This is a genomic window from Streptomyces sp. NPDC046727, assembly GCF_040645635.1.
GTDB lineage: Bacteria > Actinomycetota > Actinomycetes > Streptomycetales > Streptomycetaceae > Streptomyces.
In genome coordinates this window covers 37,874-53,460 of the sequence record NZ_JBEYYR010000036.1, presented here as the reverse complement: position 1 = coordinate 53,460, position 15,587 = coordinate 37,874, and the positions used below count along the sequence as shown (strand labels likewise).

At 71.2% G+C, this 15,587-nt stretch carries 9 protein-coding genes; 5 read left to right on the top strand and 4 right to left on the bottom strand.

The window, feature by feature from the left end:
* The first annotated feature begins 40 nt into the window (after positions 1-40).
* Positions 41-3,043, top strand: a complete 3,003-nt coding sequence (fxsT, locus tag ABZ937_RS33450; protein ID WP_361697372.1) for an FxSxx-COOH system tetratricopeptide repeat protein — start codon at positions 41-43, stop codon at positions 3,041-3,043.
* A 138-nt stretch (positions 3,044-3,181) separates the two neighbouring features.
* On the opposite strand, the gene ABZ937_RS33445 is transcribed toward fxsT, so the two are convergent.
* From ABZ937_RS33445 to ABZ937_RS33430, 4 genes are all read right to left on the bottom strand, one after another.
* The gene (locus ABZ937_RS33445; RefSeq protein ID WP_361697370.1) at positions 3,182-6,973 is read right to left on the bottom strand and encodes a multifunctional oxoglutarate decarboxylase/oxoglutarate dehydrogenase thiamine pyrophosphate-binding subunit/dihydrolipoyllysine-residue succinyltransferase subunit; all 3,792 of its coding nucleotides are present in this window, start codon (positions 6,971-6,973) and stop codon (positions 3,182-3,184) included.
* A 301-nt stretch (positions 6,974-7,274) separates the two neighbouring features.
* A complete protein-coding gene (locus tag ABZ937_RS33440) occupies positions 7,275-8,399 on the bottom strand; it encodes an ATP-binding protein (RefSeq protein ID WP_361697368.1) in 1,125 nt (374 codons plus the stop codon).
* Complete coding sequence (locus ABZ937_RS33435; protein WP_189306523.1) at positions 8,396-9,136, bottom strand: response regulator transcription factor; 741 nt, start codon at positions 9,134-9,136, stop codon at positions 8,396-8,398. Before ABZ937_RS33435 ends, ABZ937_RS33440 begins: the two co-directional genes overlap by 4 nt.
* Before the next feature lie 112 nt (positions 9,137-9,248).
* Complete coding sequence (locus ABZ937_RS33430; RefSeq protein ID WP_361697366.1) at positions 9,249-9,926, bottom strand: spermidine synthase; 678 nt, start codon at positions 9,924-9,926, stop codon at positions 9,249-9,251.
* A gap of 195 nt (positions 9,927-10,121) precedes the next feature.
* Here ABZ937_RS33430 and ABZ937_RS33425 point away from each other — a divergent pair, with 195 nt between their 5' ends.
* The 4 genes from ABZ937_RS33425 to ABZ937_RS33410 all read left to right on the top strand — a co-directional run bounded on the left by ABZ937_RS33425 (position 10,122) and on the right by ABZ937_RS33410 (position 15,487).
* Entirely contained in the window at positions 10,122-10,961 is an 840-nt protein-coding gene (locus ABZ937_RS33425) for a rhomboid-like protein (protein WP_361697364.1), read from the top strand.
* A gap of 89 nt (positions 10,962-11,050) precedes the next feature.
* Positions 11,051-13,480, top strand: a complete 2,430-nt coding sequence (gene lon / locus ABZ937_RS33420) for an endopeptidase La (protein WP_361697362.1) — start codon at positions 11,051-11,053, stop codon at positions 13,478-13,480.
* Positions 13,481-13,575: 95 nt separating this feature from the next.
* Complete coding sequence (locus ABZ937_RS33415) at positions 13,576-14,568, top strand: serine/threonine-protein kinase (RefSeq protein WP_361697360.1); 993 nt, start codon at positions 13,576-13,578, stop codon at positions 14,566-14,568.
* 139 nt (positions 14,569-14,707) lie between these two features.
* Entirely contained in the window at positions 14,708-15,487 is a 780-nt protein-coding gene (locus ABZ937_RS33410; protein ID WP_361697358.1) for a hypothetical protein, read from the top strand.
* Positions 15,488-15,587 lie beyond the last annotated feature (100 nt).

The following is a 15,587-nucleotide window of genomic DNA, read 5'->3' as shown; positions in this document are numbered from 1 at the left end:
GCCCATGTGACCGACAGCCGCGGCGGAACAGGGAGCGGCGATGGCGGAACAGCGGCGGCCGGGCGCGAACGGCTCGGTGGTACCCGAGCATGTGCTCGTGGTCTTCCCGGGGTACTACCGCTCGTGGGCGGCGTGGATCGCGCAGTGCCTGGAGCGGCACGGACACCGGGCCACACTGCAGCGCTGGGACCCGCCGCGCGAGGTGGCGCTGGAGGACTCGCTCGGCGATCTGCTGCTGGCCAGCGGACGGGTGCTGCTGGTCCTGAACGACTGGTTCTTCGAGCTGGGCCCGCGCCCGCCGGGCGAGTGGAACGACGCGCTGCGCGGCTTCGTCGCCGCGCACGCCGACCGGTTCGCCGCGGTCAACCTCACCAACAGGCCGCTGCTGCCCGCGACGGCCGTACTGGAACCGGCCAGCCTGTGGGCGCTGAGCGAGGAGGCCGCCGAGGAGCGGCTGCTGCGCCGGCTCGGCCTGGAGCCGCTCGCCCGCCCCCGCGCCCTGCCGGGCCGGATCCGCTACCCGGACGAGCGCTGCGAGATCTGGGGCGAGGTGCCGCGCCGCAACCCGCGCTTCACCGGCCGCGACGACCTGCTGGGCGAACTCCACCAGCGGCTCGCCGACGCCGAGCGCGGCGCCGCCGCCTGCACGCTCGTCGGCATGTCCGGCATCGGCAAGACCCAGCTGGCCGCCGAGTACGCGCACCGCTTCAGCACCGACTACGACCTGGTGTGGTGGGTCAACAGTGACGACCGCACCATCCAGCGCGACCGCCTCGGCGAACTCGCCGTCGAACTCGGCCTGCGCATCGGCAGCGAGCCCGGCGAACGCATCCGCGCGGTCCGCAACGCCCTGCGCCGCGGCGAGCCGTACGGGAACTGGCTGCTGGTCTTCGACGGCTGGGACGACATCGAGGGCGTCACGGCGCTGCTCCCGCAGGGCACCGGGCATGTGCTGATCACCTCCCGCAACCGCGGCTGGAGCGAGCACACCGACATGCTGGAGATCCCCGCGTTCCTGCGGCCGGAGTCCACCGCCTACCTGATGCGCCGCGCCCCGCACATCAGCGCCCGCGACGCCGACGAGGTGGCCGGCGAGTTCGGTGACGTGCCGCTGCCGCTGGTGCAGGCCGCGTCCTGGCTCGGCGAGTCCGGCATGGAGGTCTCCGAGTACCTGCGGATGGTCCGCGAACGGCGGCTGTCCACCGTCGACGAGCCCGTCACCGGGGAGGGCTTCCCGCAGTCCTCCCTCACCTCCTGGGCCATACTGCTCAACCGGCTGCGCCGCTCCCAGCCGCAGGCCATCGACGTGCTCGGCCTGTGCACCTCCTTCGCCCCCGGCCGCATCCCGCTCGGCCTCATCCGCGCCTACCCGCGGACCGAGCTGCCCGAGGAACTGCGCTGGATGACCACCGACCTGCCGGCCTGGACCCGGGCCCTGGACACCCTGGTGAACTACTCGGTGCTCACCCGGGAGACCCGCGGGCCGCTCGCCGCGGAGGCGGGCCCGCACCAGGAGTCCGTGCACATGCACCGGCTGGTCCACGACATCGTCTCCAAGCTGACCAGCGACACCCGGGGCGACCTGCACCGGCGGGCGGTGCGCACCCTGCTCGCGGAGGCCGACCCCGGCAACCCCGCCGACAGCCGGAGCTGGCCGCGCTACGCCGAACTGCTGCCCCATCTGCAGCCCTCCGGCGCCCTGGAGAGCCGCCAGCCCCGCGTGCAGGAACTGGTGCTGAACTGTCTGCGGTACTGCACCCGCAGCGGCGAGTACAGCGGCGGCCTCGAACTGGCGCAGCAGGTCCGCGCGCAGTGGTCCCGGTTCATGGAGCCGATCGACCAGCCGATGCTCGACCTGGCCACCCAGGAGGGCAACATGCTGCGCAGCAGCGGCCGGTTCCGTGAGCTGTACGAACTGCACCGGGGCGTGCTCAAGCAGCTGAGGGCCGCCCCCAGGCGCAACGAGATCGGCGAACTGGTCAGCAAGAGCGCCATCGCCTCCGGCCTGCGCTCCCTGGGCCGCTACCAGGAGGCGTACGACCTCCAGTGCGAGGTGCTCGAAGGCAACGAGCGGCTCCTCGGCCCGGACCAGCCCCCCACCCTGGTCGCCCGGCACAACCTCGGCGTCACCCTGCGCATGCTGGGCCGGTACGCCGAGGCGCTGGACCTCGACCTGGAGACCCTGGCCCGCGGCGAGAGCGTGCTGCGCGCGCGGCACATCAACACCCTCCACTCCGGCAACGCGGTCACCCACAGCCTGCGGCTGCTCGGCCGCTACCGGGAGGCGCTCGCCCGGCAGGAGCCGGTGGTACGGCTGCATGTGCAGGTGCTCGGCCCGCAGCATCCGCAGACCCTCGAAGCCCGCTCCCAGCTGGCCATGTGCCGGCGCCGCGAGGGCGGGCACGCCCCGGACGTCGGACCCGCCATGGCCAGCCTGCTGGACCAGCTGATCCAGCAGCACGGCCGCGAGCACTACCGCACCCTCGCGTTCCTCACCAACTACGGCAACTTCCTGCGCGAACACGGCGACCTCAGCCAGGCCCGCGACCTCATCGACGAGGCGGAGGCGGGCTACCGGTCGTTGCTCGGCCCCGCGCACCCCGTGGCCACCGGCATGCTTTCCAACACCGGCCTGGTGATGCAGGCCGCGGGCGAGCGGGCGGAGGCGCTGTCGATGTTCGAGGCCGCGCTCGCCGGTCTCACCGCGACGCTCGGCGCGGACCACCCCTGGGTCCTGGGCTGCGCGCTCAACGCGGCCGGCGCGCGCAACTTCAACGGCCGGATCGAGGACGCGGTGGAGCTGAGCCGGGACACCCTGCGCCGGTCCCGGCACATGCTGGACCACGAGCATCCGCTGACCCTGTCCTGCCAGGTGGCCCTCGCCGCGGACCTCCGCGTGGCCCAGGAGCAGGAAGAGGCCGGCAAGCTGGAGGAAGACGCCCTCCTGACCCTCACCCGCACACTGGGCGCCCAGCACCCGCACACCCTCTCGGCGAGGCAGCGGGTCCGGCCGTACTGGGACTTCGAGGCGTACCTGGGCTGAAGCGCCGAAGGGGCGCGGGGAACTGCGCGATCAGCCACAAGGGACCCGCAGCCGCGTACGGTCTCACGCACCTCCCCCATAGGCGAAAGGGCCCGGTACCGAGTCGCAACTCGGTACCGGGCCCTCCCAAGAGACCGCTTAGGCGTCGAAGACCTCACGCACCAGCTGCTCCTGCTCCGCCTGGTGCCGCTTCGCGGAGCCCACCGCCGGGGACGAGCCGTGCGGGCGCGAGATGCGCCGCAGCCGCTCGCCGGCCGGGATGTCCGCGCCGACCGCCAGGTCCAGGTGGTCGATCAGGTTGAGGGCGATGAACGGCCAGGCACCCTGGTTCGCCGGCTCCTCCTGCGCCCACAGGTACTTCTCGGCGTTCGGGTACTTGTTGACCTCCGCCTGCAGCTCGTCACCCGGCAGCGGGTACAGCCGCTCGATGCGGATGATCGCCGTGTCCGTGACACCGCGCTTGACCCGCTCGGCCTCCAGGTCGTAGTAGACCTTGCCGGCGCAGAAGACGACCTTGCGGACCGCGGCCGGGTCGACCGTGCTGTCGCCGATGACCGGGCGGAACTGCCCGCTCGTGAACTCCTCCGCCTTCGAGGCCGCGGCCTTCAGACGCAGCATCGACTTCGGGGTGAAGACGATCAGCGGCTTGTGGTGCGGGTTGTGCACCTGCCACCGCAGGAGGTGGAAGTAGTTCGACGGCAGGGTCGGCATCGCGACCGTCATGTTGTTCTGCGCGCACAGCTGCAGGAAGCGCTCCGGGCGGGCGGACGAGTGGTCCGGGCCCTGGCCCTCGTAGCCGTGCGGGAGGAGCAGGGTGACGCCGGACGTCTGGCCCCACTTCTGCTCCGCCGACGAGATGAACTCGTCCACGACCGTCTGGGCGCCGTTGACGAAGTCGCCGAACTGGGCCTCCCACATCACGAGGGACTCGGGGCGGGCCAGCGAGTAGCCGTACTCGAAGCCCATCGCCGCGTACTCGGACAGCAGGGAGTTGTAGACGTTCAGGCGGGCCTGGTCGTCGGAGAGGTACATCAGCGGGGTGAACTCGTCACCGCTCTCGCGGTCGATGATCACCGCGTGGCGCTGGCCGAAGGTGCCGCGCTGGGAGTCCTGGCCCGCGAGGCGGACCGGGGTGCCCTCCAGCAGCAGGGAGCCGATGGCGAGCGTCTCGCCCATGCCCCAGTCGATCGTGCCGTCCTCGACCATCGCCGCACGGCGCTGCAGCTGCGGCAGCAGACGCGGGTGGACGGTGATGTGGTCGGGGATGTTGACCTGGGACTCGGCGATCCGCTTGACGACCTCCGCGGAGACCGCGGTCGGGACCGCGACCGGGAAGCCGTCCTGCGGCGCCTGGACGTCTCCGGCGGCCGGCTGGGACGTAGCCTCGCGGACCTCCGTGAAGACCTTCTCCAGCTGGCCCTGGTAGTCCTGCAGGGCCTGCTCGGCCTCTTCCAGGGTGATGTCGCCGCGACCGATCAGGGACTCGGTGTAGAGCTTGCGCACCGAGCGCTTCTTGTCGATCAGGTCGTACATCAGCGGCTGGGTGAAGGCCGGGTTGTCCGACTCGTTGTGACCGCGGCGGCGGTAGCAGATGAGGTCGATCACCACGTCCTTGTTGAACGCCTGGCGGAACTCGAAGGCCAGCCGGGCGACGCGCACGACGGCCTCAGGGTCGTCGCCGTTCACGTGGAAGATCGGGGCCTCGATCATGCGGGCCACGTCCGTCGCGTACATGGAGGAACGCGAGGACTCGGGGGCCGCGGTGAAGCCGACCTGGTTGTTGATGACGATGTGGACCGTGCCGCCGGTGCGGTAGCCGCGCAGCTGCGACATGTTCAGGGTCTCGGCCACCACGCCCTGGCCCGCGAAGGCCGCGTCGCCGTGGATCGCCACCGGCAGGACGGTGAAGTCCGTGCCGCCCTTGTTGATGATGTCCTGCTTGGCGCGGGAGACGCCCTCCAGGACCGGGTCCACGGCCTCCAGGTGCGAGGGGTTCGCGACCAGGCTGACCTTGATCTGCTCGCCGTCCAGGCCGGTGAAGGTGCCCTCGGCGCCCAGGTGGTACTTCACGTCGCCGGAGCCGTGCATCGACTTCGGGTCGAGGTTGCCCTCGAACTCGCGGAAGATCTGCGCGTACGACTTGCCGACGATGTTGGCGAGGACGTTCAGGCGGCCGCGGTGGGCCATGCCGATGACGACCTCGTCCAGGCGGGACTCGGCCGCGGAGTCGATCACCGCGTCGAGCAGCGGGATGACGGACTCGCCGCCCTCCAGCGAGAAGCGCTTCTGGCCGACGTACTTCGTCTGCAGGAAGGTCTCGAACGCCTCGGCGGCGTTCAGGCGGCGCAGGATGCGCAGCTGCTCCTCGCGCTCCATCTTGGAGTGCGGGCGCTCCACGCGGTCCTGGATCCACTTGCGCTGCTTGGGGTCCTGGATGTGCATGAACTCGATGCCGGTGGTGCGGCAGTACGAGTCGCGCAGCACGCCGAGGATGTCGCGCAGCTTCATCATCGACTTGCCGGCGAAGCCGCCGACGGCGAACTCGCGCTCCAGGTCCCACAGGGTGAGACCGTGCTCGACGATGTCCAGGTCGGGGTGCTTGCGCTGCTTGTACTCCAGCGGGTCGGTGTCGGCCATGACGTGGCCGCGGACCCGGTAGGAGTGGATCAGCTCGAAGACGCGGGCGGCCTTGGTGACGTCGTCGTCGTGCGAGGCGTCGATGTCCCTGAGCCAGCGGACCGGCTCGTAGGGGATGCGCAGCGCCTCGAAGATGTCGTCGTAGAAGCCGTTCTCGCCCAGCAGCAGGTTCGCCACCTGGCGCAGGAACTCGCCGGAGGCGGCGCCCTGGATGACCCGGTGGTCGTAGGTCGACGTGAGCGTCATGACCTTCGAGATGCCGAGCTTGTTCAGGGTGTCCTGGCTGGTGCCCTGGAACTCCGCCGGGTAGTCCATGGAGCCGACGCCCATGATCACGGACTGGCCGGGCATCAGACGCGGCACGGAGTGGACGGTGCCGAGGCCGCCGGGGTTGGTCAGGGAGACCGTGACACCGGTGAAGTCGTCCATCGTCAGCTTGCCGTCGCGGGCGCGGCGGACGATGTCCTCGTAGGCCTGCCAGAACTCGAAGAAGTTCAGCGTCTCGGCCTTCTTGATGGCGGCCACGACGAGCTGGCGGTCACCGTTCGGCTTGACCAGGTCGATGGCCAGGCCGAGGTTGACGTGCGGCGGCTTGACGAGGGTCGGCTTGCCGTCCTTCTCGCCGAACGACCAGTTCATCGACGGCATGGCCTTGATGGCCTGCACCATCGCGAAGCCGATCAGGTGCGTGAAGGAGATCTTCCCGCCCCGGGCGCGCTTCAGGTGGTTGTTGATGACGATCCGGTTGTCGAACAGCAGCTTCACCGGGACCGCGCGGACCGAGGTGGCGGTCGGCAGCTCCAGCGAGGCGTTCATGTTCTTCGCGACGGCGGCGGCCGGGCCGCGCAGCGTGATCAGCTCGGGACCCTCCGGGGCCTGCGCCGCGGGAGCGGCCTTCGCCTTGGGCTGAGCGGGCGCCTGTGCGGGCGTCGCCGGCTTGGCCGGGGCGGGGGCGGCCTTCGCCGCGGGGGCAGGAGCCGACGGGGAGGGCGCCGCGGCGGGCTTCGGGGCCGCGGGGGCCGGGGCGGCGGCCTGAGGGGCCGGAGCCGGGGCCGGGGCCGTGGTGGTGGTCTCTGCGGCCCCCGTGGCCGCAGTACCCGCCGCAGCCGGGGCTCCCGGCTTGTAATCGGCGAAGAAGTCCCACCAGGCGCGGTCTACCGAATTCGGGTCCTGGAGGTACTGCTGATAGATCTCGTCGACGAGCCACTCGTTGGGACCGAACGCAGCAGCGGGGTTCTTCCCGGCTTGGTCGTCGGTCGAGATGCTCGAGTTACTGGGGGACTGTGGCGACACGGCGGCAACCGCCCTCTTCCGCTTCACAAGGTGATGGACAGCGGGAATAAAGGCTACGCCTCCATCGCGGGGAAGGTCAGGTCGAGCAAGGTCATCGTCGCGTAAGTCACATCGGAAATCTTGTTTCAGGGCTTGATATGGCGGGAAACAAGCGTGGTTCCGGATGTCAGAGGGTGCACCGGCCCGGGCCCGGCGCACCTCCGTTCGACGGAGCGCGCGGGCCTGCCCTGATCACACGTGTCCAGCTGCGCGGAACGGCAGCGGCCCTCGTGGATCTTGTGCTTCCGGTTCGGACCCTACGTCAACTCGGGACGGAAGTCAGGCCCGGAAGAGTGACGATGATCCGGCAGCCTCGCTCGGATTCGGCCACACCGATCCGGCCGCCGTGCAGATCCACCGCCCACCGGGCGATCGCCAGCCCGAGGCCCGTACCGCCGTCGCTGCCCGGACCGTGCGGCCGGGTCACCGAGCCCCGGTTGAAGCGCTCGAAGACCCGGTGCCACTCCGACCGGGGGATGCCGGGTCCCTCGTCCAGGACCTCCAGCTCCAGCGACTGGGGCAGCGACCCGCGCCGTGCCTTCAGCGTCACCCGGCCGTGCGGGGGGCTGTGCTTGACCGCGTTGTCGATCAGGTTCGCGACGACCTGGTGGATGCGTTCGGGGTCCGCGTGCGCGGTCAGCTCCGGCGGGGAGACGTCCAGGTGCAGATGGACGTCCGTCCGCGTGTGGCTGCCGGAGCCGGAGGCGATGCCCGCGCGCGCGGAGGCGACCATGTTGGCCTCCTTCAGCACGCCCGAGAGATACGGCCACACCTCGAACCGGCGCATCTTCAGCGGGACGACGCCGTTGTCCAGCCGGGAGAGGTCCAGCAGGGTCTCCACCAGGCGGCCGAGCCGCTCGGTCTGCTTCAGGGCCGTCCGCATGGTCTCCGGGTCGGCCTGGGTGACCCCGTCGACGATGTTCTCCAGCACCGCGCGCAGCCCGGCGATCGGGGTGCGCAGCTCGTGCGAGACGTTGGCCACCAGCTCCTTGCGCTGGTTGTCCTGGGTCTCCAGCTCGTCGGCCATGACGTTGATCGTCTGGGCCAGGTCGCCGAGTTCGTCCCGGCGGTTCTCCTTCACCCGGCGCGTGTAGTCGCCGTGCGAGATCGAGCGGGCCACCGTGTTCATCTCGTCCAGCGGCATGGTGAGCGAATGGGCCACGAACTGCGTGATCAGCAGTGTGGCGATCATCGAGAAGACCGTGATGAAGCGCAGCTCCGTCTTGGTGTGCACCGCGACGATCGACAGTCCGGTGGTGATGAGCACCGCGATGACGACCAGCGCACCCAGCTTGGTCTTGATCGAGAACGGGCGTACGCCGCCCCAGGGGTCCTCGCCGAGGGTCCCGGGGCTCCTCCGTGCGGCCTGGCGCCCGTCGCCGCTCATGGGGTGGGTGTCTCCAGCGCGTAGCCCACACCGTGCACGGTGCGGATCCGTTCGGCGCCGATCTTCCGCCGCAGCGCCTTGATGTGGCTGTCGACCGTGCGGGTGCCGGAGGCGTCCGCCCAGTCCCACACCTCGGCCAGCAGCTGCTCCCGGGAGAGCACCGCGCGCGGGGTGTTCGCCAGGCACACCAGCAGGTCGAACTCGGTGGGCGTCAGGTGGACGTCCTCGGACTTCACCCGCACCCGGCGCTGCGCGTGGTCGATCTCCAGCTCGCCGAGCCGCAGGATCCCGCTGCGCGGCGTCGCGGCGGCCAGCGCGGCCCGCTCCACCCGGCGCAGCAGCACGTGCACGCGGGCCGCCAGCTCCCGCATCGAGAACGGCTTGGTCATGTAGTCGTCGGCGCCGACGCCGAGCCCGACCAGCATGTCCGTCTCGTCGTCCCGCGCGGTGAGCATCAGCACCGGCACCGGCCGCTGTGCCTGCACCCGCCGGCAGACCTCGAGTCCGTCGAAGCCGGGCAGCATGATGTCGAGGATCAGCAGGTCGGGCTGCCATGCCTCGGCCGTGTCGACCGCGGCCGGACCGTCGGCCGCCGTTTGCACCAGAAACCCCTCGGCGCGGAGCCGGGCCGCGATGGCGTCGACGATCGTCGGGTCGTCCTCGACGACCAGCACCCGGCGCTGTGCGCCCGGGGTGGTCGTCGCCGCGCCGCTCTGGGAGGTGTGTGTCTGCTCCATCGCCCGCCCCTGTTGTTGCTTTCCGGAATCAGTGGGGTGATCCCATGTCTGCGTTTGACGCTTGAATGATCCGCGTCAGGGCAGCACCCTACGGGGACTCACCGCGCTGTCGCTATCCAGGTCGGACGGCGAGGTGGACCACGTCCGGAACGCCCCGGGCAACCGGCACCTCTTCGGTACGCACCTGCTGGAACCCGGCATTCCGCAAACTTCCTTCAAATTCCGGAGAGGGCTGCGCGGACCATACCGCGAGCACCCCGCCGGGCCTCAACACCCGTGCGCAGGCCGCGAGTCCGGCCGGTGTGTAGAGGCTGTCGTTGCCCTCGGTGACGGTCCAGCCGGGCCCGTTGTCGATGTCGAGACACAGCGCGTCGAACGTGTCCGATGTCTCATTGACGTACGTCACGAGATCCGCTTGCACGATCGTGGTGCGCGGGTCGGCGAGCGCGTCGGCGGACATCCCGGCCAGCGGTCCGTCCCGGTGCCAGTCGATGACGGCCGGCTCCCGCTCCACCACGGTGATCCGCCCCCAGCCGGGGTCGCGGGCCGCGTGTGCGAGCGAGAAGCCCACGCCCAGCCCGCCGATCAGCACCTCAGGCGCCGGGCGCCCGTCCAGCGCGGCGCGGGCGGTGTCGACCAGCAGTCGCTCCGAGCGGCCGTCGGAGGTGTCCATCAGGAAGCAGCCGTTGGCGATGATCTGCAGCAGCGCACCGTGTCTGCGCAGGACCACCTCGCCGTACGGGCCGTCGCGTCGGTCCAGGACCACGGGAGTGTCGTACACGGCAGTCATGACCCCATCCTGCTTGAACTGGGCCCGGCATTCACGGCAATTGCGGATGACGCCCACGGACGGGTGGCCCGGGCCGGGGGCCGGACGCACCCGGCGGGTGAGAGGTTGCTGTGAATCCGCTCTCGCGTGGCGTCGGTCATAGACAGCGGCACGCCGAGCACGAAGGGTGGGGCGCGACGGAAGGAGCGCCTCAGCGTGGAACGGATCACGACGGGCCCTGTGCCGGACGCGTCCCCGCCCGCTACGGGCACGCCCCTTCCGGACGGCACGGCCGCCGTTCCGCCCCCGGTACTGGCGGGCCTGCTGGACGGCATGCCCCGCCAGCGCGGCGGCACCCCCGCGCCCGCCCCGGCCCCCGTCGCCGCCCCCGTTCCGGCCGCACCGCCGCACCTGCCGCTGCCGCGCCTGTGGCGGCTGCTGCCCACCCCCGTCGGCACGCCGTTCACCTTCGTCTACGCCACCGTCCTGGCCGTGACCTCCCTGGTCGCGACCCAGGCCGAGCCCTCTCTGGTGCACGCGCTCTATCAGGGCTCCAGCACGGACGTGGCCCATCTGGCGCGCACGCCGGTGCTGGTGCTGGTGGCGAGCGCGCTGTGGGTCGCGGGCGGGGTCCTCTCGCCGTACGCGGTCGCGTTCGTGCTGGTGCTCACCGCGCTGGAGCGGCGGATAGGCGGGGCGCGGGCCGCCTGCGTCTTCCTGGCCGGCCATGTCCTGGCCACCCTCGCCACCGAGGTCCCGGTGGGCCTCGCCGTGCTGTTCGGCCGGCTGCCCTCGACCTCACTGCACCGCCTCGACTACGGCATCAGCTTCGGCGTGGCCGCGAGCGTCGGCGCCCTGGCGGGCCTGCTCCGCCCCTGGGCCCGCTGGCCCCTGCTGGCCCTGGCGGGCGGCCTGTTGCTGGACGACCTGATCGCCTACGCGGATCCCCTGACCAACTGGGGCCACATCATCGCCCTCGCGCTCGGCGTGGCGAGCTGGCCGCTGGTCCGCCGCTGCCACCGGTCGGCGCTCCCTTCACCTGCGGAAACCGCCTGATCGCTGACAGCGAACACACTGCTGGGAACAATCGCCGCGGGCAACACATTGAGTCGGCATAGCTCAAGTTGACTGCCTAAGGGGAGATCATGGCTGCTGAGTCCACGGCGTTCACGCTCGTCCTGCCCGTGCTGCCGCTCGACGACGAGGTCGTGCTGCCCGGCATGGTGGTTCCGCTGGACCTGAGCGACGCCGAGGTACGGGCCGCGGTGGAGGCCGCCCAGGCCGCCGCGCGGTCCGCGCCCGGCAAGCCCAAGGTGCTGCTGGTGCCGCGCGTCGACGGCACGTACGCCAAGACCGGCGTCCTCGGTACGGTCGAGCAGGTCGGCCGGCTGGCCGACGGTGACCCCGGGGCTCTGATCCGCGGCCGCAGCCGGGTGCGCATCGGCGCCGGCACCACCGGCCCGGGCGCCGCGCTCTGGGTCGAGGGCACCCGCGTCGAGGAGGACGTGCCGGAGCCGCTGCCGGGCCAGGTCGCGGAACTGGTCAAGGAGTACAAGGCGCTCGCCACCGCCTGGCTGAAGAAGCGCGGCGCCTGGCAGGTCGTGGACCGTGTCCAGGCCATCGACGGCGTCTCGGCACTGGCCGACAACTCCGGCTACTCGCCGTTCCTGACCATCGAGCAGAAGGTCGCACTGCTGGAGACCGCCGACCCGGTGGACCGCCTCAGGCTCGCCACGCAGCAGCTGCGCGACCACCTCGCGGAGCAGGAGGTCGCCGAGACCATCGCCAAGGACGTCCAGGAGGGCGTCGACAAGCAGCAGCGCGAGTTCCTGCTGCGCCGTCAGCTGGAGGCCGTCCGCAAGGAGTTGCGCGAGCTGAACGGCGAGAACGGCAAGGATTCGGCCGAGGAGTCCGACGACTACCGCGCCCGGGTGGAGGCCGCCGACCTGCCGGAGAAGGTCCGCGAGGCCGCCCTGAAGGAGGTCGACAAGCTGGAGCGCGCCTCCGACCAGTCGCCCGAGGGGTCCTGGATCCGCACCTGGCTGGACACCGTCCTGGAGATGCCCTGGAACGAGCGGACCGAGGACGCCTACGACATCCAGGGCGCGAAGGCCGTGCTCGACGCCGAGCACGCCGGCCTGGAGGACGTGAAGGAGCGCATCACCGAGTACCTCGCCGTGCGCAAGCGGCGCAGCGACCGGGGCCTGGGCGTCATCGGCGGGCGGCGCGGCGGCGCCGTGCTGGCTCTCGTCGGGCCCCCTGGCGTCGGAAAGACCAGTCTCGGGCAGAGCGTCGCCCACGCCATGGGGCGCGAGTTCGTCCGCGTCGCCCTCGGCGGCGTCCGCGACGAGGCCGAGATCCGCGGCCACCGCCGTACCTACGTCGGTGCGCTGCCCGGCCGGATCGTGCGCGCCATCAAGGAGGCCGGGTCGATGAACCCGGTGGTCCTGCTGGACGAGATCGACAAGGTGGGCTCCGACTTCCGGGGCGACCCGGCCGCCGCCCTCCTCGAAGTGCTCGACCCGGCGCAGAACCACACCTTCCGGGACCACTACCTGGAGGTCGAGCTGGACCTGTCCGACGTCGTCTTCCTCGCCACCGCCAACGTCCTGGAGGCCATCCCGGAGGCGCTCGCCGACCGGATGGAGATCGTCCGCCTGGACGGCTACACCGAGGACGAGAAGGTCGTCATCGCCCGGGACCACCTGCTCCCGCGCCAGCTGGAGCGGGCCGGCCTGGACAAGGACGAGGTCACCGTGGACGAGGGCGCGCTGCGCAGGCTCGCCGGCGAGTACACCCGCGAGGCGGGCGTACGCACCCTGGAGCGGTCCATCGCGCGGCTGCTGCGCAAGGTCGCCGCCCAGCACGAACTCGGCGAGCGGGAGCTGCCCTTCACCGTCACCGACGGCGATCTGCGCGCCCTGATCGGCCGGCCGCACCACGTGCCCGAGTCCGCCCAGGACCCGGCCGAGCGCCGTACGGCCGTCCCGGGCGTGGCGACCGGGCTCGCGGTCACCGGCGCCGGCGGCGACGTGCTCTTCGTGGAGGCGTCCCTCGCCGACCCGGAGACCGGCGCGGCGGGTCTCACCCTGACCGGCCAGCTGGGCGACGTGATGAAGGAGTCGGCGCAGATCGCGCTGAGCTTCCTGCGCAGTCACGGCGCCGAACTGGAGCTGCCGGTGGCCGATCTCAAGGACCGGGGCGTGCACATCCACTTCCCGGCCGGCGCGGTGCCGAAGGACGGCCCGAGCGCGGGCATCACGATGACCACGGCCCTCGCCTCGCTGCTCTCCGGCCGTCTGGTCCGCACGGACGTCGCCATGACCGGCGAGGTCTCGCTGACCGGCCGGGTGCTGCCGATCGGCGGCGTGAAGCAGAAGCTGCTCGCGGCGCACAGGGCCGGAGTGACGACGGTGATCATCCCCAAGCGCAACGAACCCGACCTGGACGACGTCCCGGCCGAGGTGCTGGACAAGCTCGACGTCCACGCCGTGACCGACGTCCGCCAGGTCCTGGAGCTGGCGCTCGCGCCCGCCGTGAACGGCGCGACGCCGGAGGTTCCCGTGGCGGCGTGACGGACGCCATGGGAAGGGCGAGGCCCGGGTTCCGTGAGGGAGGCCCGGGCCTTCGCCATACCCCCACAAGGGGGATCACTCGATAGAATTCAGGCGTGAGTTGGCCCCCCAAGAGCCCCTCCGGGCTGATCGGGGCCGAGATCGCGGGCTATCGGGTGGAGCGCGAGCTCGGCCGCGGGGGGATGGCCGTCGTCTACTGCGCCAAGGACCTGCGCCTCGGCCGCACGGTCGCCCTGAAGCTGCTCGCCCCCGAGTACACCCGCAACGACGCCTTCCGCCGCCGTTTCGCCCAGGAGTCCCGGGTGGCCGCCGCCATCGACCACCCGAACATCGTGCCCGTCTTCGAGGCCGGGGAGGCCGACGGGATCCTGTACATCGCCATGTGCTTCGTCTCCGGCCTCGACCTGCGCGCCCTGCTCGACCGCGAGGGCCCGCTCCCGGTGCCGGCCGCGCTGCGCATCGCCGCCCAGCTCGCCTCCGCACTCGACGCGGCCCACGCCCGCGAGCTGGTGCACCGGGACGTCAAACCCGGCAACGTGCTGGTCGCCAAGGGCGTCGACAGCGACCACCCCGAGCACGTCTACCTCACCGACTTCGGGCTGGCGAAGAAGTCCCTGTCGCTCACCGGGTTCACGTCGGCGGGCGAGTTCGTCGGCACGCTGGACTACGTGGCGCCCGAGCGGATCGCCGGGCGCCCGGTGGACGGCAGGTCCGACCAGTACAGCCTCGCCTGCGTGGTCCACGAGACCCTCGCGGGCGCCCCGCCCTTCCGGTGCGCGGACCACCTTGAGCTGCTCTGGGCCCACCAGTACGACCCGCCGCCCGCGCTGAGCCAGGAGCGGCCGGACATCCCGGGCGGCGCCGACGCGGTCCTGCACCGGGCCCTGGCGAAGATCCCCGACGACCGCTACGACACCTGCCTGGAGTTCGTGGCGGCCCTGCGCGGTGCCGTCGGCGAGGGGGACCCGCGCGGCCGTACGCCGACGCCGGCCAGCCTGCGGGCGGGCGCCGCCTGCGCGGAATCGCGCGTGGACCGGGCCGAGGTGCCCGAGCCGCCGGCCTGGGCCGGTCCCGTCCTGCGCTTTTAACCCCCTCTGCGGGAACCGTCAAGTCCCGATATCTCGGAACGTGCCCTGTGCCCTGCTGACTGGGCTTACTGGATGTGCGACCCCACCGGACAGGAAATGAGGTCGCAGGAAATCCAGTCCAGAAAACAGGAGCAAGAAAATGAACCGCAATTCGAAGACGTCCGAGTCCCGTCCCCAGCGCCGGGGTCTTTTCTTCGCGACGGCTGCCGCGTCCGCCGCGATCGCCGGCGGGATCCTCATCCCGGCGTCCTCCGCGATAGCGGCCCCCGCCGCACCGGCCGCGCATGTCGCGTCCGTCCACCAGTCTCCGCACAAGCACCACAAGTGCCATCACAACTGCCGCCCCGCCGGCAACACCCAGGGCGGTACGCAGGGTGGTGGCAATGGGAACACCCAGGGCGGTACGCAGGGTGGTGGCAATGGGAACACCCAGGGTGGCACGCAGGGTGGCGGTAATGGCAACACTCAGGGTGGCACTCAGGGTGGTGGCAACGGCAACACTCAGGGTGGCACTCAGGGTGGTGGCAACGGCAACACTCAGGGTGGCACTCAGGGTGGTGGCAACGGCAACACTCAGGGTGGCACGCAGGGTGGCGGTAACGGCAATACCCAGGGTGGCACGCAGGGTGGCGGTAACGGCAATACCCAGGGCGGTACGCAGGGTGGCGGTAACGGCAACACCCAGGGCGGTACGCAGGGTGGCGGTAACGGCAACACCCAGGGCGGTACGCAGGGTGGAGGCAATGGCAACACCCAGGGTGGCACCCAGGGTGGAGGCAATGGCAATACCCAGGGCGGTACGCAGGGTGGAGGCAATGGGAACACCCAGGGCGGTACGCAGGGTGGAGGCAATGGGAACACCCAGGGCGGCACCCAGGGCGGAGGCAATGGCAATACCCAGGGCGGTACCCAGGGTTGATCAATAGAACAGGTCGTGGGGGGGGGGGGGGGGGGGGCCCGGGGGGGGCCCCCAGGAGGAGGCCACCCCAACAACAAAACGCCAGAGAGAAGACAAGCAC